General features: G+C 31.1%; 30 protein-coding genes and 2 pseudogenes. 1 reads left to right on the top strand and 31 read right to left on the bottom strand.

Annotation, left to right across the window (positions count from 1 at the left end):
* From ACMZ42_RS25920 to ACMZ42_RS25850, 15 genes and pseudogenes are all read right to left on the bottom strand, one after another.
* A pseudogene (locus ACMZ42_RS25920) lies at positions 1-658 on the bottom strand (histidine kinase); the annotation flags it as partial.
* Positions 649-810, bottom strand: a complete 162-nt coding sequence (gene comX, locus ACMZ42_RS25915; protein ID WP_402874713.1) for a competence pheromone ComX — start codon at positions 808-810, stop codon at positions 649-651. The gene comX and the pseudogene ACMZ42_RS25920, both read right to left, overlap by 10 nt.
* Positions 811-1,170: 360 nt before the next feature.
* Positions 1,171-1,781: pseudogene (locus tag ACMZ42_RS25910) on the bottom strand (SMI1/KNR4 family protein).
* A gap of 103 nt (positions 1,782-1,884) precedes the next feature.
* On the bottom strand, positions 1,885-2,412 hold the full coding sequence (locus ACMZ42_RS25905; protein WP_415733273.1) for a hypothetical protein: 528 nt from the start codon (positions 2,410-2,412) through the stop codon (positions 1,885-1,887).
* A gap of 52 nt (positions 2,413-2,464) precedes the next feature.
* Positions 2,465-2,887: a hypothetical protein gene (locus ACMZ42_RS25900; protein WP_415733272.1), complete on the bottom strand. Its 423-nt coding sequence runs from the start codon at positions 2,885-2,887 to the stop codon at positions 2,465-2,467.
* Between the two features lie 65 nt (positions 2,888-2,952).
* Entirely contained in the window at positions 2,953-3,522 is a 570-nt protein-coding gene (locus tag ACMZ42_RS25895; protein WP_402869856.1) for a suppressor of fused domain protein, read from the bottom strand.
* 37 nt (positions 3,523-3,559) lie between these two features.
* The gene (locus tag ACMZ42_RS25890) at positions 3,560-3,940 is read right to left on the bottom strand and encodes a hypothetical protein (RefSeq protein ID WP_415733271.1); all 381 of its coding nucleotides are present in this window, start codon (positions 3,938-3,940) and stop codon (positions 3,560-3,562) included.
* A 124-nt stretch (positions 3,941-4,064) separates the two neighbouring features.
* On the bottom strand, positions 4,065-4,508 hold the full coding sequence (locus ACMZ42_RS25885) for an SUKH-3 domain-containing protein (protein WP_415733270.1): 444 nt from the start codon (positions 4,506-4,508) through the stop codon (positions 4,065-4,067).
* Between the two features lie 9 nt (positions 4,509-4,517).
* Entirely contained in the window at positions 4,518-4,949 is a 432-nt protein-coding gene (locus tag ACMZ42_RS25880) for a hypothetical protein (RefSeq protein ID WP_415733269.1), read from the bottom strand.
* Positions 4,950-5,017: 68 nt separating this feature from the next.
* On the bottom strand, positions 5,018-5,470 hold the full coding sequence (locus ACMZ42_RS25875; RefSeq protein ID WP_415733268.1) for a hypothetical protein: 453 nt from the start codon (positions 5,468-5,470) through the stop codon (positions 5,018-5,020).
* A 231-nt stretch (positions 5,471-5,701) separates the two neighbouring features.
* The gene (locus tag ACMZ42_RS25870; protein WP_402869846.1) at positions 5,702-6,136 is read right to left on the bottom strand and encodes an SMI1/KNR4 family protein; all 435 of its coding nucleotides are present in this window, start codon (positions 6,134-6,136) and stop codon (positions 5,702-5,704) included.
* A 69-nt stretch (positions 6,137-6,205) separates the two neighbouring features.
* Positions 6,206-6,508, bottom strand: coding sequence for a hypothetical protein (locus ACMZ42_RS25865; RefSeq protein ID WP_402869844.1), 303 nt, complete (start codon positions 6,506-6,508; stop codon positions 6,206-6,208).
* A 153-nt stretch (positions 6,509-6,661) separates the two neighbouring features.
* On the bottom strand, positions 6,662-7,063 hold the full coding sequence (locus ACMZ42_RS25860) for a hypothetical protein (protein ID WP_402869842.1): 402 nt from the start codon (positions 7,061-7,063) through the stop codon (positions 6,662-6,664).
* 345 nt (positions 7,064-7,408) lie between these two features.
* Positions 7,409-7,906, bottom strand: a complete 498-nt coding sequence (locus ACMZ42_RS25855) for a YfbM family protein (protein ID WP_402869840.1) — start codon at positions 7,904-7,906, stop codon at positions 7,409-7,411.
* Between the two features lie 308 nt (positions 7,907-8,214).
* Positions 8,215-8,640: a hypothetical protein gene (locus tag ACMZ42_RS25850; protein ID WP_415733267.1), complete on the bottom strand. Its 426-nt coding sequence runs from the start codon at positions 8,638-8,640 to the stop codon at positions 8,215-8,217.
* 332 nt (positions 8,641-8,972) lie between these two features.
* On the opposite strand from ACMZ42_RS25850, the gene ACMZ42_RS25845 reads away from it, so the two are divergent.
* The gene (locus tag ACMZ42_RS25845) at positions 8,973-10,211 is read left to right on the top strand and encodes a DUF418 domain-containing protein (RefSeq protein WP_415733266.1); all 1,239 of its coding nucleotides are present in this window, start codon (positions 8,973-8,975) and stop codon (positions 10,209-10,211) included.
* Positions 10,212-10,420: 209 nt separating this feature from the next.
* On the opposite strand, the gene ACMZ42_RS25840 is transcribed toward ACMZ42_RS25845, so the two are convergent.
* From ACMZ42_RS25840 to ACMZ42_RS25765, 16 genes are all read right to left on the bottom strand, one after another.
* On the bottom strand, positions 10,421-10,867 hold the full coding sequence (locus ACMZ42_RS25840) for a hypothetical protein (protein WP_415733265.1): 447 nt from the start codon (positions 10,865-10,867) through the stop codon (positions 10,421-10,423).
* A gap of 101 nt (positions 10,868-10,968) precedes the next feature.
* Positions 10,969-11,166 carry a hypothetical protein gene (locus ACMZ42_RS25835; protein WP_415733264.1) on the bottom strand — a complete coding sequence of 66 codons (198 nt, stop codon included), beginning with the start codon at positions 11,164-11,166 and terminating at the stop codon, positions 10,969-10,971.
* A 166-nt stretch (positions 11,167-11,332) separates the two neighbouring features.
* Positions 11,333-11,755, bottom strand: coding sequence for a hypothetical protein (locus ACMZ42_RS25830; protein ID WP_415733263.1), 423 nt, complete (start codon positions 11,753-11,755; stop codon positions 11,333-11,335).
* A gap of 26 nt (positions 11,756-11,781) precedes the next feature.
* The gene (locus tag ACMZ42_RS25825; RefSeq protein WP_415733262.1) at positions 11,782-12,636 is read right to left on the bottom strand and encodes a hypothetical protein; all 855 of its coding nucleotides are present in this window, start codon (positions 12,634-12,636) and stop codon (positions 11,782-11,784) included.
* Positions 12,637-12,852: 216 nt separating this feature from the next.
* The gene (locus ACMZ42_RS25820; RefSeq protein ID WP_415733261.1) at positions 12,853-13,311 is read right to left on the bottom strand and encodes a hypothetical protein; all 459 of its coding nucleotides are present in this window, start codon (positions 13,309-13,311) and stop codon (positions 12,853-12,855) included.
* A gap of 321 nt (positions 13,312-13,632) precedes the next feature.
* Positions 13,633-14,031, bottom strand: coding sequence for an immunity 22 family protein (locus tag ACMZ42_RS25815; RefSeq protein ID WP_415733260.1), 399 nt, complete (start codon positions 14,029-14,031; stop codon positions 13,633-13,635).
* A 24-nt stretch (positions 14,032-14,055) separates the two neighbouring features.
* A complete protein-coding gene (locus ACMZ42_RS25810; RefSeq protein WP_415733259.1) occupies positions 14,056-14,481 on the bottom strand; it encodes a hypothetical protein in 426 nt (141 codons plus the stop codon).
* Between the two features lie 128 nt (positions 14,482-14,609).
* Positions 14,610-15,170, bottom strand: a complete 561-nt coding sequence (locus tag ACMZ42_RS25805; protein ID WP_415733258.1) for an SMI1/KNR4 family protein — start codon at positions 15,168-15,170, stop codon at positions 14,610-14,612.
* Complete coding sequence (locus tag ACMZ42_RS25800; RefSeq protein WP_415733257.1) at positions 15,154-15,522, bottom strand: SMI1/KNR4 family protein; 369 nt, start codon at positions 15,520-15,522, stop codon at positions 15,154-15,156. The genes ACMZ42_RS25805 and ACMZ42_RS25800 overlap by 17 nt, the downstream gene beginning before the upstream one ends.
* 564 nt (positions 15,523-16,086) lie before the next feature.
* Complete coding sequence (locus ACMZ42_RS25795; protein ID WP_370079791.1) at positions 16,087-16,782, bottom strand: imm11 family protein; 696 nt, start codon at positions 16,780-16,782, stop codon at positions 16,087-16,089.
* 33 nt (positions 16,783-16,815) lie between these two features.
* A complete protein-coding gene (locus ACMZ42_RS25790) occupies positions 16,816-17,148 on the bottom strand; it encodes a hypothetical protein (RefSeq protein WP_415733256.1) in 333 nt (110 codons plus the stop codon).
* A 522-nt stretch (positions 17,149-17,670) separates the two neighbouring features.
* Positions 17,671-18,063 (bottom strand): immunity 22 family protein, encoded by a 393-nt coding sequence (locus ACMZ42_RS25785; protein WP_415733255.1) that lies wholly within the window; start codon positions 18,061-18,063, stop codon positions 17,671-17,673.
* A gap of 207 nt (positions 18,064-18,270) precedes the next feature.
* Complete coding sequence (locus tag ACMZ42_RS25780) at positions 18,271-18,663, bottom strand: hypothetical protein (RefSeq protein ID WP_415733254.1); 393 nt, start codon at positions 18,661-18,663, stop codon at positions 18,271-18,273.
* Between the two features lie 159 nt (positions 18,664-18,822).
* Positions 18,823-19,539: a hypothetical protein gene (locus ACMZ42_RS25775; protein WP_415733253.1), complete on the bottom strand. Its 717-nt coding sequence runs from the start codon at positions 19,537-19,539 to the stop codon at positions 18,823-18,825.
* Positions 19,540-19,708: 169 nt separating this feature from the next.
* A complete protein-coding gene (locus tag ACMZ42_RS25770) occupies positions 19,709-20,149 on the bottom strand; it encodes an ankyrin repeat domain-containing protein (protein ID WP_415733252.1) in 441 nt (146 codons plus the stop codon).
* 377 nt (positions 20,150-20,526) lie between these two features.
* Positions 20,527-21,119: hypothetical protein (locus ACMZ42_RS25765; protein WP_415733251.1), on the bottom strand; the 593-nt coding region annotated here is incomplete at its 5' end.

Raw genomic sequence — 21,119 nt, 5'->3', positions numbered from 1 at the left:
CAGGTAGTATATATAGTATTTTAATGTTGTGAATTAATAACCATTTTAAATTCAAGAATAAAAAATAATTTCTTAAAAAGTGAATCAAGAGAACAAGACAAAGTAGCATACTACTTCGATTCACAACTGTTCCAACACTATCTAATCTTCCTGATGCACCGATACTAACATAAGCTAATGATACTGATAGAATAAACAGAATAAGTAAATTTATTAGACTCGAGTTCTTTTGTTTCTTGTATAAATAGAGAGAAATAATTAGACTTAACAAATAATAACATGCTGGTAAAAAAAATATATAGAAAAGTTGTTCAGGAATGTCAAATGGTTTTATTTGTATATTAATTAATCGTCTATCTTCTTGTTTCTCCAACGTTAACTCTTTAGCTACCCTAATTACAGGATCATATTTAATAATATTTAATTCATTAATATTATTACCATCAACTTCTAAAATAATATCCCCAGCTGAGATATTTTGCTTATTTGCCCACTCCTTAAAATATGGTTCTATTATTAGCCATTGTCCATTCTCTTCTTTCAATTTAATTCCCAAATAAGGCGTGCTATAAGTAACATAAAGCAAATAGCTTCCAAAGATGAGATAAGTACTTATAGCAAGCCATAGCCAATTATTTTTTAAAAAGTTTAGTGCCAAAAGCCGCTTTCTAAACATGTTTCTTCATCATCAAATGATGTTATGATTGCCTTCTGCTCAAGCTCAGTCATACCAACTAGAGAAGCTTTTTTTTCTTTTATCAAAGTTACCATCGACGGATTTTGCTCTAAATATTGAATCACACTAATCATAAAATCTCCTCATTTCATTTGTTTTTTATAGTTACACTTTCCGGGGTACTCATTATATTGAGCTCCAACTTTCTTTTACCAATTCTTTTACAAGGAATTAATAACCATAAATGTAACTACAACTCCATTATACTATCGTTTTACTATTAATCAACAATATTTTCTAGAATTCGCCAAATAAACAATAGATTACGCAGCATTTTCACACAATGTACTAATTTTCCAAATATTCAACCTCAATACTAAATTCCATTTCAAAAATTTAAAATATTAAAAAGCGTATTCCTTCTACTCTTATAAAGTTGGAATACGCCAATGTTTTTATATTTTATCTTTTTTAAAAGGAACTACTTTAAGTACTTATCCAATTTCCCCCAATGATTCAATTTGCCTTATAGCTTGATAGTAAGGGTATTCATTAACAAGTTCACAAGGAAGTGTTTTAGAACATTTTAGTAAATCAAAAGTAGATATCTTTAAGTACAAACATTTTTTATTTTGACTAAATCTTTTAATCCCCCAATGGGTGAAGCTGTTAACACAATGCTACAAGTTTCAATAGAGTCATCTAACTCCTTTAACTCACTAACACAACCGCTACCAATCCAACTGTTAAAGTCTAAGGCAATAATAGTTGCATTTTGTGGATTCATATCTCCGCAATCCAAGACGAATATCTTACTCTCTTTTGCATTTAGTTCCATTAAAAAAACATTGCCGCCACCATCATCGCCAATAGCAACGTAACCTTTTGCATACTCATTTACTTTCCAGGTTTCGTTTCTCTCTATAAGATCCTCAGTACCATAAATCAACACACCACCTGCAATGGAAAAGCCATTAGCGTTTTTTAGTAAGCTTCTATACGGAACAGGTAGTCTAATGTTCATTTTATCTTCTAGACTACCGATTTCCTTCTCACTTGCTAGGACATTTTTAATTAAATCGGAAATATTATTTAAATGAAACATTGTTCACCACCTTATAATCTAAATCATCTGCTGGATTACTTTTCATAACTTTTTTCTTCTAAATTAATTATTATTAAACTATTTATAAATAGAAATTAATACATTATAGAATTTTTGATAGTTCTGTACCAATAAATTTATTCCCCCATCCTCTATTTTCTACTATAGAAGATTTTAGAAACGGTTCAATGTTTGGCAATGGGAATTTATTTTCAATCATAAAATTTATGAGTACTTCCAAGGATAAAAGACTGCCTTCACCGTATTCTTCAATGATTGTGTACACATGACTGATTCCAGGATTATAGATATATCGAAGTAACACATTAATAGAGTCCTCAACACTTTGATATAATTTATATAAAGTTATAAATTCATCTCTACTTAAACGCTCAAACTCTTCTTCTTCGTATGTTTTAAATTCCAATAAATTTTCTGGAATTAATTCGACTACTACATCATTCCAATTATCTAAATATTGTATGCTTGTGAATTCCCATAAATAGTTTAAAACTATTTTCCAATCGTTACTATCATAATTTAATGCTATTAGTGCATTCTCAAAACAACTAACGCTATAAGCTACTCTCCCTCTGAAGGAGATCTGTCTAAATGGTTCCATATTAATCATAATAATTCCTCTTTAGAATCCCGATTGAATGTATCTTGTTAAAGATACAAAGCTATTTAAACTTTCCTAAACTATAATATGGATTCGAAATAGTATCCCCCACTTCTTCAACTGTCTCTATTATTTCAGCTAGTATTATTTGATTTATCCGCTTATTCATATTTATAGAGTCTCTTATTTTTTGAAAACTTTTTACCAGTCCAAGATTTACAACTATAGAAAGTATGATATCAACCTCTTCATAAGAATCTGTATTCCATATTTTTAAAATCGTTAAATCCAATTTATTTCTTATACTATTTTCTAATAATTCGTATGTCATAACTTGTCTATCAGTTAATTGACTAATGATAAGTAAAAACTCACCCTTTACAATCTTTCCTTCTCCAAATTCAATTAAAGTTTTTTGAAAAATCAATGCTATCGTTTCTGTTGCTAATCTGTCCGGTAAATTTTCAACTTCTTTTAGATTCATATATTCATTTACCTTTTATGTATATACTTTTGTTATTAATCTATGTAGCAGGCAGACACTCCCTATTAAACCACCGAAGCTCTTTTAACGTTAAATGGATCCACGTTCCCTTCTTCTAACAGATCCTCAAATTTCTCTGCCCCATGTTTTGCAAAATAATCATATTCGGACTTTGAAATGAAAAATGCTAGCAGCAGTTTTCCATCCCTTTCGTAAGAGTCTGTAAGGGCCGTACTATATTCTTCTGGAAAAGCATACAGCTCAGTAAAATAGACAGCACTTTTATTATATTTATGAACAAAAGCAGCATCAATGTTCTCTATTCCACTGATCGCTATGCCTCTCCCTATCTGCATTTGATTTTGGACACAGTAAAATAACGTATTTGCAAGAATAAAGCCCGAACTATTAAACGCTCCATCAACTACCATAGAAATCTCAATATAATCGCCCACTACTTCTGTATATTTACTCAAACCAAGTGTGGTATAAACCAAGCATTCTTCAAAGACATTTTCATACTTCAAAATTTGGATACTTGGCATTTCTTCACTATATTTATACACCTCCCGATCGATTGGCCTTCCTAAAAATTTTGTGTAATGATCGAAGTAAAGAGTTCCATAGTTAATCATCTAATTTCTCCTTTAGTTCCTTCTATATTGTTTCCACCTAAATTTCAACTAAAGACAGCACTTCAAAACTAGCACAGTAAAATTTAATGATGTTATTTTCATAATCTTCTACTAAATATTTATTATCTAATTCAAAACCATTTTTACTTAAATTATGAATTGTAAAGCCCATTAATTGGTTGTAGCTATTTCCAAATCCTATTAAATCAAGGGAAGAAACATCATTAAATTTCATCTTCAACGTATACTTTCTTCTATCCATTTCTACTAAAAAAACTACTTCTAAATAGGAAACTTCATCATAATATGGATTGTATCCTATATAATAATTGAAACCTTTAATATAGTTAACATTCGTTGAACTGAAATTAGGAATCTTTTTTAGAATTACTGTTTCTTCATACCACTCTTTTGTCATTTGTATTAATACCCCTTTGACCATTGTTTATGATTGCAAAGATTCCATATATCTCCAATACACTACTTTCATCTGAAGTAAAAACCGCATTCCTGATTAGACTAAGTTGTAAATATCACCTATTTTAATTGATTTCTTCCGGTATTTTAAATAAACAAAGAGTATCTAATGCTTCAAAAATGTTGTCGCCGAATTTATATAATGAGCTTGCATTTTTACCAAACACCTTACCCGATTGAGCTATAAACATAATTAAATAACCACGATAAGCTTCACCCACTACAACAAGAGGCTCATTTATCCGCTCCTCAAATTCCTCAAAGTCTACTTTTTCATAATAATCCCCTACTGTTTCTGGGCTAAAATGAAAAGTTTCTATACTTCCGTCAGGGTGTTTAAATTTATATGTCATCCCACCAAAAACGGTTAATACATCAATCACAGAATCATTTACTTGATATCCCATCGTTTCCAAAAACATTACGGATTTAGTTACGTTAATCTTATTATTTGGATTCCAGCCTGCCTGTAGTAGTATGTCTCTCGTTTTTACCGACAAATTCTCCATAAGCACTCTTTACCATTTCCCTCTCTCAAAATCATCATTATCTATTTCTTTAACAAATACCGATATCCACAATACGGTATGCTCAATTGGATCAGTTTCAATATATATACCATTTGAACTAACATAGACTTCTTCAAAATCATCATATTGAAAACTCGGCTCTATTTTGTGCACCTCATCAATATGCATCCCAATATATATCTTGTTAAATAATAATCCTTTGTAATCTTTCAATGCTGTTATTTTAAAGAGCTTCCCATTCATCAAATTGAACCAAAGGTATACAGAATCTTTAATTTCATATCTAATAAAAAACTTTGTAAACAATCTTGACTTCTCATCCATATTAACAATTAAATCGTAGAACTGGCTTATATGACTATAAAGCTTAACCCCTCCAAGTCCTACCCAAGGAACAATAGGTAAATTGTTATCAATCACTCTACTCACTCCTTTACAGAAAACAGGATAAATTCTCACAGTTTTGCTTACTCTGGATAGCTTTGCATTTATAAATTACCCTCGAATTTCTTATTAATATATTTACAAGCCGTCTCGAGATCTTTAAATATCCATCCAATTTTATCTATAGGTTCTTTACTATCAATCCCTAATAATAATGTTCTAACTGCCTTTTCACAGCCCGTCCCAACGATAACAGCTAATGGTAATGCCTCATTAGGGTATTTATCTGCACTAATATTAAACACATATTCTAGCATATCTCCCCATTCATAATTTATATCTTGCAGATCAATAATAATGGCATCAGGATCCCATGCCTCCATCGCTGCCTTTCCCATAACATTCATATAAATAGCATCAGTATTTCCAGCAGATCCGAACCCGTATTTACCAGAATACTTTATTACTAATATTTCTATTTCTTCTGAAACCCCAAAGTAATAATCAACTTGAATATCACTTAGTTGAGAAAGTTCGACTTTCTTAAGATTTTTCATTTTAATTCCTTTCTATTCGAAAGAGATTCTATTTCTTCTCCTAACAGGGCTTGGCACAATAAACTAATGCTTCGAAAATATTATCACCAGATTAACTCAATCAGCTACTCCTCAATCAGCTACTGATTATTCTAATTCAATGTTGGAGAGGATTGTCTCTTTTATGTAGTACAAATAATTATTAGCAGAAGAAGAAACTTCACTGAAACTTTTATCAAGGCTAATCAACATTTATCCATTTAAAAACTGAGGCAAGTTGTTGATCCATTCTTCAAAGCTTGTATTGTATTCCTCAACATTAAAATCTTCACTAGAATAGTAATATACAGGGGATGCTGGGCCGTATTTTGCATTTATACAAAAATAATCACCGTTACCGATCTCGAAGAATGGAATCATATTTGCATTCCAATTGCCATTATTAATCTCATAATCATACACAAACGTAATTAAATCATTCCCATTATTTTTTCCTGTTGATACGTTTAAAATACCTGGTAATACATATTTAGAAATTAAGATAAAAAAATATTTAAACTCATCCCCAAATCTACAATTAAGTTTTCTCTCTGTTTTTTCCCAATCATTCAAAGAAGGTGGATCTAAGTCATCCCATTCTCTATCCAACACTTGAGATAAAACGGCTTCCACTTCATCATATGTCATATTACATTACCTCTCTTTTTATATTAGAAAGTTTTGAATATGCAATAGCTTAATGCACCTCCCCCTTTTTTATTCCATATGCTCTTCAGCAATTTGTATATGCGTTTTTAAATTTAAGTCTGGATATCTTTGATCTAAAGAATATAGTAACTCAATATACTTTTTACTTTGCAAATTATAAGCAACTTCTTCGAAAACCTCACTTACAAATAAAAGTTCCATTTTTGTACATACTTGCAAGAAATTCATGGTCAAATTTTCTTCTTCACTTAGTAAGGCTATTAGTTCTTCCCATTTCTGCTCAATTCTTGGATCATTATCATGAAGTAATGCTCGTTCACCTATGACTTTCCTTATTTTTTCCTCAAACATTGATTAATATCTTCCTTTCGATTAGATGATAAATGATAGGGTTCGCACTTGGTATCTATTCGCTATGAATAAGGGTTTGTATTTGGTCAATGAAAAAATTTAACGAGCTCTATTTTTTAATACTATGATTTTTTCTTTACTCAATGTAACTATTCAAACCTTATAAAATTCTTCTACCGAAATGACTTCCATAGAAGTACAATAAAACTCAATAAATTCGAATCCATCATTTTCACCATATCCACTATCATCATGTACATGATAACGCTGACTGCTCACCAAACCTTGCTCTTTCATATCATGAACAATTAAGTCCCTAGACAGTGGAAAAGTTGTTGCTTTTCTTATCGTTAAATCGTAAACATGATAATATCTAATCCTTATTTTGAAAGGTTCTTTTGTTTCTATAAAGGTAATATGAAAGGTAAGATCCAGTGTTCCAATATAGTTATCTTCAACATCCTTTTCAACATTATATTCAATCTTTACGATTCTCTCGTAAACCCAAGCACCATCTAATCTCTGTTTAATTAGTTCTTTGTTTTTTAAATGCACTATGCTCTAACCCTCTTTTCATTTGGTAGTCCAAGGTATAAATCAAATCCAATCAAGCTCCTCTTATCCGTGTAAGCGTCAACGGGCATAGTGAAGCGTAACTGAAAAATGTTCTTAATACTTGAAAAAAGCGATGTTCGATGTAAAAAACAAGTGTTGGTTGTGATTAAAGCTGTCAGTCGGCGACTGTTGGAGTTGACCGTGTAGATGTAGGTGTAATTTTTGCCACTCTATTTCTAAGCGTTTTAGAGTAAAAGAAAAAACTCGTCAGAATAAACTGTGCCCTATCGAGTAGACACTTTATAAAAGTCTCTCGATGGGGTACAGTTTATTATTGTTGCGGTTTTAATAAATGCTGATCAATATGTCATGACCCCGGGCAAGGCTTTGTTCATAAAAATGGATTAACTGATCGAGTTCCGCTATAAGTTCTGCGAAAAGTTCCTCAGCTTCATCGTCCGCCCAAATATCCGGATAAATCTGTTTCGCTCTAAAATCGGCTGGCTTGAATTGTTGCTGCAAGACGGTCCTATCCATAGAATGAAGAGCCTCTAAAATGCGGGGTAGCTCATCAGAACCAATGACGCTGACGAATTCTTCAATATCCAGCACGCGGACTCCGACAATGGCCTCGCTTAATGGGTGGTCCTCGATTGGCTGCGAGGCAGAGATCCCTGTTAGCAAACAATGCAATCCGTCCCATAATTTATCCATTTCATATACGGGACAGCATTGTTTTTCCATAAGCTCCTCAATCTTCTCGACGATATGAGAATTGTCTAACTGGGAAATTTCATCCGCTAAAGCATCGTTTAATGATAAGTAACTGGCCATGATTCCCATCGTGTATCTTCTCCTTTTTTTCTATCAATTTATTCTTAAACCGAAACGGCAAACTTGTAAGAATTTGTTCCCCTAATGCCGTCCATTTGGCATCGATGAAAACGTATCGTCTTCTCATATAAGATTACCATATTTTAGGTATGTTTGATAATTTTTAAGGCATACTTACGGTAGAACAAGCTGCAAACATTGGTACATCTTGCCACTCTTCCTGTTGCGCAGACGTTTTAATTAACGCGGAAGGTTTATATTCCATTTTCACTAATTTGGAGATTATATGATAAACAAGAATTTGATTTTTCGAAAACTTATCTGTGCTTTTTTGCAACCTCACTATCTGGTTTTATTTTTAAGACTTTTTCAGCTAGTATTTTAGCCTCTCGATCACTTAATAATTTATCAGGTATAGCGTTAAAAAATAACAAATATTCTTTTAGCTCTATATCATCTTCATCGCAGTCGATTGCCTTTTTTGCGTGATAAAATGCTCCCTGATAAGCTCCCTCTAAATGACATAATGGGTGAGATAAAATAATTGAAGCTATATAGTGAAGGAAAGCTGTTTCCCTGCTTTTTAATAAATCTAAAACAAAAGAATAATATATAATACTTCCTGATTTATAACACAACTCCAATATATAATCTTCAAATTCATCTTTATTCAAACCATCCACTAATGCTTTCGCTTCTATAAATTTTAACGAAAGAATACAGTCTTCTAATCTAGTTTTCATTGTAGTTTCACCTCTTATAAAGTCATCATTACCGTACATAAAATTTCATTAATTTATCTTCCATGTATCTTCCAGGAATATCTAACTTAACATATCTTTTCATTATGATACACTCTTTTTCCTACTTCCTTATCTCTGTTAATTCCGATAATTAATAGTTCATGCATAAAAAAGAGTGAATTTCTTATACAGTAAATATTTCACAAAAAATCACGATATTTAGTTTTCCTTATAAAATCCTGATAATTATCATTTAAAGTTTCATTAACAAGTTTTTTTCAACTATAGGCCACTTGTTGAAAGGACAAAATGACAATTGAAAGGACGATTATATGAAACAAAAGCTTTTACCCATATCTGCCAAAGAGCGGATTGAAACACTCGATGTATTAAGGGGGTTCGCATTATTAGGAATCATATTAGCCAATATTGTTTGGTTCCTTTACCCCGCCTACATGCAGGAAGATTTAAGTTTTAAAAATGAATGGACTTCTTTTTGGAATGGTGCCGATTATACAGTTAAAACTATACTTACTATGTTTGTCGATGGAAAATTTGTCATGCTCTTTTCCATGCTGTTCGGTTTTGGCATGGTCATCATGCAGGAAAGGGCTGCCGCAAAGCAATTAAACTTTTGGGGAATTTATTCTAGACGACTTATTACGTTATTTATTTTCGGCTGTATCCACGCCTATTTCATTTGGTTTGGAGATATTTTAACAGACTATGCAATTTTAGGATTATTACTCCTTCTCATGCATAAGTTAAAACCAAAAGCTATGTTAATTATTAGTTTAACTTTATATAGCTTACTTTTGGGATCATTTACGTTTGGGGCAATATCTTCTGATTCTACTACGCCAATGTCAATGTCCATGTCCATGTCAGAGGAAAGTCGTCAGCTCATGCAAGTTACGATCGATGCCCACCAAAATGGAGATATTCAAGAATTATTAGATGCTAATCTTATGGAAAGAACTTTTTATACAATGCGTAATGGGCTGTATGTTCTTTTTTTAGGCAATCCTATATTTTTTTTATTTTCAAATCTTCCATTCTTACTAATGTTCTTATTTGGAGCAGCTGTTGCGAAGAAAAAATGGCTTCATCGTTTTGAAGAATATCGAAAAGGATTTTTCATTACGTGGTTACTAACATTGATTTTTGGTGGAACATTGGGCTGGATATTACCTTCCCTTTCAGAAAACTTTTCTACTGTTCAATATATTAGCTCGCCACTCCTAACAATCTTTTATGCCATTAGCTTAATCTTTATTTATCACACGGTGAAAGGGAAGAAAATTTTACAGTGGTTAGCGTTCCCAGGAAGAATGGCATTCACAAACTATATCGGGCAATCTATTATATGTACATTTTTATTTGGACCATTTGCATTCGGCGTATACGGAAAACTCCACTTAACTACAGCTATCATCATTGCCATTGTCATTTTTGTTTTCCAAGTGATTTTTAGTAAGCTTTGGTTATCCAAATTCCGCTTCGGGCCATTAGAATATGTTTGGAGGTCATTCACTTATTTAGGTATTAAAAAGGAATCTAAAAATGCATAGCTTAGGTGAGGATTGACTGCAATTCGGTGAATTCTTCGATAAAACGAACTAAGAGGCTGCCTCTTAACCATCTAAAAAACTGCCAGAAATCGCCATGACCGTTGACTGGCTGTTTTTATGATTCTAAAGAAAAAGTATTTGAATTTAAAAATTTCCGACCGAGCTATAGCATTTTTCTCGTTAGTAATTGCGTAAAGTACCTTAAATTATTATAACTTCTTTAATATCGGCTCATTTGTTGTAAGCAATTCTACTCCAGTATCAACTCTATCAAATAACAGGTAATGTTTTATTTTGTCTGTTGGAATTGTTCCAGAAATTTGGAGTGTAAAGTTATTAAAATAACTTGAGTCTGTTAGCACAAACATTCTATTATTTTTAAGGATATCTACTGGCATATTAGAGACTCTATCAATGAAACCATTTTCAATAGAATATCTTATATCCAATACATCGTTAAATTGTAATTTAAATTTGTTATTTATACGATTAGAGAAATAAATCTCAAACTCCCTATTGCCACCTTTGATTTCTTCGATTAACTCAATATCTAAATTTAACTTATCATATGAAATTACTTTTTCCATTTCAATCACCTTAGTAGCTTGTTTTAATACTCTTATCCGTTTTGTGATTTCAATTTTCTGTAGTTGCACAGCACCAACTACTTTTCTGTCTTACGTTAACAGTTGCTAAGTTCTAACTGTCGTACCATTCCATTCTTATTGTCTCAAAAGGAACAATCCGTACCAACTAGTTATTCTCCTCCATATCCTTGTAAAATTAACTCAAATCCTAAAATATTCGAATTTATATAAACTGCTGGGACTTCTTCATATAAATAATCTTCTAAACCACCAAAAGGTATTTTATTTGAAATACTCTTCGCTAATTCATTGAGGGGTTTTTCAGAAGCTATAGGCAACAAATATTTAAAATAAGGGAATTTCCTCACAATACCTATCCTCTACAAATTCTTTTACACCATTTACTATATTTATTTGAGTGTTCTTCTTGTATTGAAACCTCTGAAAAATTTGTTCTTGCATATCACATGAAAGCTTTTGCAAATTTATCAACATTGCATTCATACGCTTACTCTATTTTCTTTGTCATTCAATCTAAATATCTTTAATAAACAATTCTAGAAAATACTCTTCTTCAAATATCACAATCCATTTTTTAAAATCCCTATTCAGTATCATAATATCTAGAGATTGGCTTTCTTTTAAATAATGTTGCAAAAACATTTCAATACTTTCAAAGAAAACTGCTAAACCTCCATTACCACCAATAATGAACTCAGTATTATAATTCAAATAAGGTAGTATCTTTTCTTTTATCCAATCGATCATATTACATCTATTAGAATCAATCGGAATTCTATCATCACATTTACTATCAATCTTTCTTATAGCATCGATTACATCCGTTTCATTTTTCGTTAGTTCCCCTTTTGAAACCATTCTAAATGATTTAATTCCAGGGAAATTTTCGTATTTCTTTTTGAATTTGAAGAGCTCTATTTTGTCCTTAAAATCCACTTACTCACCCCTTGCTTACATTTGATTTAACGTATAATACGTTGCAAATCAGGTACTTTTTCATTTTGAATTACGAATTGCAATATCTTATCCTCATCAAATTTGTATCCAGGTTTATCCTTTGGAATTTCAGCAAGAGGTGTTTGAAGCAACGGATGCTCTATATTAGGCGTGTATAGTCCCTCTTTTTCTCTTATTAATTGAATACAATAATAATCATAAGGAATACAGTCAAACGATAAAATTTCACTTAATTTATGAGGCGTGTCGCTTAGACTATAAATGTGGAAATCACATAGTTCATAAAGATGCTCTCCAAAATTATTTGTATCGTTCCAACTGTGCATTAATCTTTGGTAGACATGATCATCCGGTAAAATATTAAACAATTCAGGCATTTCCCCAGTTTGCCAATAATGATATAAGCATGTCATGAAAACATGGTGAGTCTTATTCTCAGAATAAAAATCTCGATCTTTTGTAAACATATTCGTTGCATATTTGTATGTTAGCTCTGCAATATCTTCATAGCCCCATAATAAAGAAAGCCCGATGAGCCCTCCTATTTCCCTGTCCGATACATTTCTTTCACTTGGATTACTTTTGATCATTTGATTCAACCAAAGAAGTTGTTGCTCTATTAAAATCCATGCTGACGGTTCTCCATTTAGTATTCTATTTTTTGCGTTCATTTCTAGGTGAACACCAATTAATAAGCCTAAGCTATCAGCTAAGTGATTTCGTTCATTTTTTTGAATTAAGTCCTTTACTTCCTTCATTCGTTCATCTAGTATTTCTTTTACCTCTTCATCTGAAATTACTCTTTTTTTGTACTCCTTCATTGCTCGATCAAAATACTTCCAATATTTATTAGTACGCATTCTTCCACTCCTTTTGATGTCATTTTGCAATGAGAAAATTACTTTATAATCTACAATAGCATATCAAAATCTATTTTTTGCCTTCTTAAAGTACCTTTATGAATTTCATCCAAGATATCTATAAAATAATTAATTTTTCACAAAAAAACATATGTAAAGAAAGGATTTTGGTATCTTCTTTACATATGTTTTGAAATTTTATATTGATTTACCTAATTAACTACTTAGTTTTATAGTCATTTCCTCTGGTTTGTTAATATTTATCACATAGATTAAATCAGCGGTTGAATGTGCTTTCAATAAGTTATCTTCTAATTCCAATTTATAAAATGGATTGGAAGCCGTTGAAAAGAATGCCCATATCAAATTATTGTTCATGTCAACATTAGCAATAAACCCTTCATTGCCCATACCACCTTCACCACAAATAAATATTCTATCATTATGTTGAATTTGTGGATGTTTCTCAATCTCACACCAGATGTCCTCATTAAAAGACATGATACTTTCTAAAGAGGTTTCACATAGGGGATTTATAAAGTAATTTGTAGCATTACCGTCCATTACTTCATAAGAATCCATAATAATAACTTTACCTGATAAATAAATTATGCCATCTATTCCTGGAAGCTGATTATTTTTCCAATTAGTTTGTATAATTTCATTTACTTTCATTTTAATCTCCTTAGTTACTATTAATCCTTTTATACATACAATATCAGATTATTTTGCTGTCCCCTTCGATGGCATTATGATTTTTGGAAGACCTGATCTATTAAAAGGTCTTGAAAGTAGTTTCTTATGTAGATTACTGCAGTAAGTTCCACCGTTATGTTTGGGTTATAGGTACTTCTGTTATTTCTTTGAGACTCAAATGATTTCTATTATCCTATGTTGAACATCATCAAGAAGTACAGCGCTCTCGATAAACACTCTTATACCAAGAGCTCAGTAAAATTGTTACTGAATAACAACCCTCTCTATAATAGAATTCCGTTATAAATCAGTATCAAAAACACCTATATAAGTAAGTTTATTATACAGTTTAGTTTCATCTGATATTACTAACTCTGGATCCATATAATAGAACATTGAATTTATACTTTCAAAACCTTTGTCTTTACTAGTATGCTGTATTTCAATACCTATTTCTGATGAAACTGATAACTCCCCCAAAAACTCTTTTATATTTCTCAACTCTTCTGTTCTAAAAACACCTATTAAATCCTCGTCATACCACCTTTCACCAATATCTTTACAAAATTGACATACATTATATTCAGGGTCATCGATATCTATATCCGGATCGCTATAATCCAGTTCAAAGTATTTTTCAAAAACATTTGATTCATCATGGTTAATACCAACCCATATATGAACTTTAGACATGTACATTTTATTACAACCCACTTTCAATAATTAAATATCTCTGATAAAAAAAAGGAAATCATATTCCTCTTTCTGTATGTTTAAAAACTTTTTCAAACTTCTATTAATTATAGAGAGTCCTATATGTGATTTAGAATTTAAATAAAAATCAAGCATTTCTTCAGTATCTAGAATTGTTACTTGAACACCAAATCCGTTATCTATTAAAATTACATCATGACCTTTTTCCAAGTATGGCGTTACTCTTTCTTTAATCCATGCTATCTGATGTTCTTTATCACATCTATTATCTATTCGCTCATTTGGTATACTATATGTTTTATATACGTACTCTGTTTCCCTGTCTTCATTTTCAGTATATTCATTAGATAATAATATTTTTTCGAATTTAATGCCGGGGAATTTTTCATATTTATTTTTTGTTAAATGTCTTTGTAGCTTTTCCCTTAAATCCATAGTTTTTCACTACCTTTTACATATGATCTCTAAATGATGATCTCCACCTTCTGGATCATTTATCGGTCTTTTGCTTTTAAAGTTCTTTCTACGTCGCTTAAATAAATCATCCCTGTTATTATTTATACTTAAAGTTTTAAATAACGGAAATCAAAATCAATACCTTCGCCATCCAGCAGATTTGCTTTATACCCTATTTCTTCCTTAGAACTATCAAAAGTAACTTCTGTGTACAATTTCTGGATTTCAATTATCTCATTTAATAAATAGTCATTGAAATCTTTATATACTTTAGCCCCATTAATGGGATCATGAGAAAACAAATAAACCTCTCCAGTGTCTCTTTTAAAACAAATAGGATCATTGCTAGGGCTTTCAGAAAAAACAATATATTTATCTGTTTCTTCCTGTTGAAAGTGTAATGATACAAATTCCCAAATAGAATTTGTCAATACTTCCCACTCATCAATTTTCTTAAGGTTGTACATGAAATCAGAACTTTCAATACCACCAAAATTTATGAAATAGTCTTTCGTTTGTGAGGGAATTATCCAATCTAGATATTGCTCTGTCTTTTGAAAAATTTTTTCACATTCTAATGAAATCACTTCTACATCATAATCCTCAAGAAAGGATGTTAGGTTTTCAATCCAATCGTCTTCCCCTATTTGTCTAATTGGTACCATCATAAGCATCCCCATACGATTCGTAATTTTCAGCCAACCAAAACCAATTTTCACCTTTACTAGAGTATAAATGCTCTAACAGTTCCGTAAAGCTTTTAGCAATAATCTGACTATCCCCTGGTGTTGCATGGGTTTCCAAGAAACTATCATAGCAATAACCGAAATGAGACTTGCTCATGTCAATACTAATGTATTGGTTTATTTGTTCAGATTCAGCAATAAGATACCAGTCATTACTAATATCATCTTCTAGTTCCTCCCAAATAACATCATCCTCTGGGTAAAGCCTTTTACTAGTCGGAATAAACTCATTTGAAGAAACTATTTTTATTCCATAAGGCTTATCTAAAAACATTAGTAAGGAGTCATAATTGCTAAAAAAAATGCAAATCTTTTGGAAGAACTAAATCACTTGTGAAATTTGTGATCCTTTTCACAAGTCTACAATTACTATCCTGTTCAATTTTTTTAATAATCTCTATTATCTTCATACTTGCTCCTTTAATCTCAAATTTACTTGTATTTATCATATATGTATTATTGAATTCTTTGTAAAACTTATCTCGTGCTTCCCCTAGGTACTTAGCTGCATCAAACGTTACATCTAACAACTCTTGTGCTTGCTTTGCTATTATTTTATCCCAATCCCCCTACTTTTCCAATTGTTTCCTCGAATCACTTCTGAATACGTCATAACAATAGTTAAACTTTATCCAAAAGGTAAATAAATTTAGTTTAAAAAAAGAGTAGCAATAAATCCAGATACTGCGGATTTATGCTACTCCTTAAATGTTTTTTGCAAGTGAGAAATTCTTAATTATCATAGAGATATACAGACAAATGTTATCACATATCATCCAGCGAGTACTACGATGTCTGTTTTATTATCACTAAGTTTCTACTTCCATTCAGAATTATTTTATTTTAAATCAACAAATTCCGGACTACGTACATTTCCTTCTTTAACTAACAGAACGCCTTGAATTTTCTCTTTTCTGCAAGCATCCACGAAAACTTCATCTACAACTATCTCTTCTTTTGATTCTTTCATTCTTACGACATGATATCCATTAAGGGATTCTTGAATAAAAGCAATAATATTTAAACTAATTGGCCCATCAGGTATGGATTTAATTAGTGGTTCATAGTCTGATCTATTATGATCTAAACAAGGAATCAGATTTAAAACATTCATTACAAAGTAAGAATTGTTTATTTCTCCCGTTTCTGTAGATTTTATTATTGCAGGAATGAACTCGCAATCTGAACCTAATCCTTCTATTAGTGTTTTTAGCTTTAAACTTACTAGTTTACCACCGACTGTTGGTAAAATATCATACTGTTCCATATAAGAATCGAACCTATCTACCACGTATAAAAGTTTTTCACTCTGAGAATAAGGTGTTCCTTTATCTAAATCAAATCTATTATATTTATTCTCATTAGAATAAAAGAAATATACATCTCTTTTGTAAGAAGCTAACAATCTGAAATAACTCATCTCATACTCATCCTTCACAATGTAGTCTGGTTTTGCCAGTTCTAAGATTTTTCTTTCCCTATTTATTATATCTTTCATAGCATAGTGGTATTGCTTAGAAATCCATTTGCTCAACTCGCAGACATTCGTTGTATGTTTTATAGCGATTCAAATATGAGCAACAAACACCATGATATTTAACGATTCAGCAAAATTTTGTAATTTTTTTATAAGATAATTGATTTCATCAACTCCCATAATCATACACTCGTCGGCTTCCATAATCATTATGTCTTTAATAATGCCTTCAATTTCATTTGGTAAGTGTCGATTATATTCTAAATAAACAATATAAGCAGATTTGGCAATCTCAATAGGATCGTTTGTACTTTCCCAAACAGATACTAGTTCAATTAATGATTTTTTTATCGACATATTTTTTGTAATCCTATTTTCCTTTCTTAATTTTTGTGCAACCTTACCTTCTTTGATATCTTTCAATATTTCTTGTCTTCTATTCTTTCTTTCTACCTGTTATACCCCAGGTTGAGAACTATTCGAGTCATATGTCGTAGATAAATTCCATTATCTCACTGTTGAAATCAATATCGTATTGTTTCAAAATTTCTATTGGCCTTGGAGCAGCAGGATGATCCATAGCAATGTGAAAACAGCTCCATTTATAGCAAAAAAGAGCAGAAAAACCACCTATCACCTAAGGTTCTATTACTCTTTTGATATGCTTACTGCACTAAAATATAAACGTTTAAATAAATATGTACAAAAATGCTTTTTTAACCAAGTACATTTTTGATTTCCTTTGTATTATAACTTTACAGGAAGTGGCGAGCATGATAGCCTTGACCGGTTAGCCAGCTCTTGATATAGCTGGGTTCTAGGCTATTGAGTAGAGGTCCGTGTCAAGTTGTAATTATTCACGCATTTGTATAGAAAAGTAGTTAATCAGCGAAAGTGTACATACTTATACTAGCAAAAATGTACATTGTTATTTTTACGTTTGCACTAAAAATCGGTTTCGAATAATCCGATATAATGCAGACCGTTATAAAGCTTGCTAGCATCTGTAATTTCGATTTCTGAATCGAAATAATAAAACATTGTGTTTACTTTGTCTAATCCTTTTTGAATACAGATGTTTTTTATTTCAACCATCGACTCATCCTCTACTGATAGTTCTTCAATAAATTCATCCACGTCTGTTAATTTATCTTGCCAGTAGACACCAATCCAATCCTCGTCATACACTTTTTCATTAATATCCTTACAAAATTCACATATCTTATATTTTGGATCATCGATATCCATGTTTGGATCACTATAATCGATTTCAAAGTATTCATTAAAGGTATCGTTATCTACGTTGCTAATTCCTATCCAAACATGAACCTTACTCATTATCCCCATTATTATTTACAACTCACTTTTATATGATTTTTATGATATTCTGCAATTATTTTTCTAACTTCCCTTTTGGAGTTCTTGAAAGCCTGAGACAATTGTCTATGAAAATTACTACTTGCTTTACTAGATTTTCCAGGTAGCCTTATTAAATTTACATGTGCTCGTTTAGGTTTCTACATCTTTTGTAATTAGCTACTCTTTTTATTCTATGTTAAATTTTCCCTCAACCGTTTTTATAAAATCTATTACATCTTTTTCCGTAAAAGAAAATGGACTAAAAATATTTTTTGTTAACAACTCTTTTTCTTCATAACTCAACTTCTCCCATGCCCCATCTTGAGCATTTTCTACTGCTCTTTCTTTAAAAAAATTATGATTTTCAATCTTCCGCCATTCACTCCATGTATCTTTACCTTTTTCTTCGATTTCGTATTCTGTTAACATATCTACAATATTGTTGCAGATTTTTGCAATAATGGGACTACCCGCAACATCGAAATTATCTGGACTCTTATGAAATTTTGCCTCAAGTAAAGCTTTATGTAAGTTTAAAATTTCATAATATCCCTGAACCTCTAGTTTTATTTCATTCATAGAAATGATTTCCTTCCTTTATAAAATTCAGTTTTTAAGCTCCTTACATGTGATTTAGTTTCCAATACCATATATAGATTAACCAGCATTATTTTCTCTTTCAGTAATATCTTTATGCAGTTTGTTAGGGATTCTTTCCATGTTCACTTGGATTATATTCTACTGGATTTTGGATTTTTTGATCTTCCACCTTAACTTTTCGACATCCATTTGATTTAGTTTCAATTGTTTTGTGTATATGAATATATCTTCGTTAACATACTCAAATCGAAATGTGGTAGTTGGTATAATATTTTTATTTTCATGATAGAAACCATTTCTAATAATTGTATCAATTGTCTCATTGCTATTATAAGAATATTTATCCACCAAAAATGTTTCTTCGTTCAATTCTTCGTCTCCATCCAAGTCAACGTCCTTTAAATAGAATATTACTTTTTCAATCGCAGTCTCTTTAAAAACTACACAATATACTTGTTCTAAAACTATTTCATCATTATCGTTATTTAGATACCTAAGATACAATTTCATTCCATCTTCTTTTATTACAAAAACGCTGCTCCATCCCTTATTTTCACTATCATATGAATAGTACAGTTCACCATCTTTTAACTTATTTACTATAACCCCCTCGTTAGATTTGGGCTCAGCTTTATAGATTTTCGGTTCCTTTAATTGATTCAGTGCATTTTGGTATGGGAAAAATTCCAAAAACGAATCACTCCAAATAACTGTTTCATTTACTATGTCTTTTATTTGGTAAAGCATATCTTCGTATGAGTCGAAATATTTTTCAAAAATTTTACGCAGCAAATCGTATTCTTTTTTTATCACCTTGTACACTTCCCTAATTTTTTTGTCGTTTTTGTTTCCCAACTTTAATTCCATCTGGATTTTCCGTAGACCGTCATGCTGATAAGTCTTTCGTCAAATACAAAAAACATATGTAAAGAAAGTGCTTATACGTCTTCTTTACATATGTTTTTGAATCTTAATAAAATACATTATTATCAAGAAAATAATATAGAATTAGTTGTAGATCGCACTATTCGAGTAAATCCTTTGGTGCTATCCCACGATTGTTTGCCTTTTTAGGATCTGCTCCATTCTCTAATAGATATCTTATTGTTGATGTTTCATTACTATTTTCCATGATCGCTCTCCATAAGGGTGTATTGCCTAAATTATCTATTGCATCAATTTCAGCACCACGAATTATAAGAACCTTAACAATATTATATCTGTCATAAATAGCTGCAAAATGCAGTGCGGTTAAGCCCGATGCATCTTTAATATTAACATTACATCCAATATTCACAAGATAATTAACAATATCATCCTTTCCTTCAACGATTGCGGTCATCAGAAACGTACGACCGTCCCTATCCACACTATCTAAACCATATTTTTGTAAAAACGCATTAATTTTCTCGTAATTTGATTCATTTAGTAACACATACAACTGTGTATCATCGAATTTATTCATTTTCTTTTCTTTCCTTCCCTACATGATTTTATCTGATTTATCTTCGTTCTTATGACATTAATTCAATGCAGGGTCCTCGATATAGTATAAATCAGAGCTATTCATCATAAGCTTCACTAGGCGATCCGAGATAATTACTAATCATTATATTTTCGAATTTATCTGAATTATCCCGCGAGACATACTCATGTAGAATTCTATTTCCATCCTACAAATCTCATCGTTTTTTCGTCAGAACTCTTCTCTATTTCTCTACCTAGCGGGTCATACTTGAAAGAAACTTATGTCTTATCTGATTTGATTTACTTTGCCATAATATTCATACTTTTACGTATCAGCATTCATCTCCAAAGATTATAATCTTAAACTTTTTGATATTACTTTTTTCTTTTCCACCACACAACTTCATCAATCATGATTTTTTCTAATTTCTCTTCATTATCGTAGATAAAATCATAACATAATGGTGTCTCTACATCAGAATTACAAGCAACTACCTTTTCCATTCTATTAGAGTCATTATAAATATAGTTCATTGCTGACCAATCTTTTTTTCCACCTATTCCTACATCTATCCAATTATGTTCATCTATAGGTTTAAATACACTAATACCTGATAATTTCGTAGGGAAATTATTCTCCGGATACCACCTCGTTACATACGTATTCACACTTTTATCTGAATTTATAGTATATATTTGAGTTCCTGTACCTAGTTTTATATTATTATCAATTTGTGGATATTGCATAATAATTAGTTGATCTAATTCATTAAATCCGAAAGAATGAATCATTCTTTTACTAAATCTTTCGCTTTCCGTTATATTTTTTAAAATTCTACCCTTTTTAAATTTATTTATCTCATGAAAGTAAGGAAGATGAGTATAAAATTCATCAGAAGCATATTTCCAATAAGAAATCTCTGATAGCTTTGTAGTAATCATACTGTCTATATTCCGTTCTACTTCAC

Origin of the sequence: Lysinibacillus sp. NPDC056185, from assembly GCF_047737915.1 — a bacterium.
Lineage (GTDB): Bacteria > Bacillota > Bacilli > Bacillales_A > Planococcaceae > Lysinibacillus.
The sequence above is the reverse complement of the archived record's forward strand: the minus strand, read 5'-3'. Positions and strand labels throughout refer to the sequence as shown.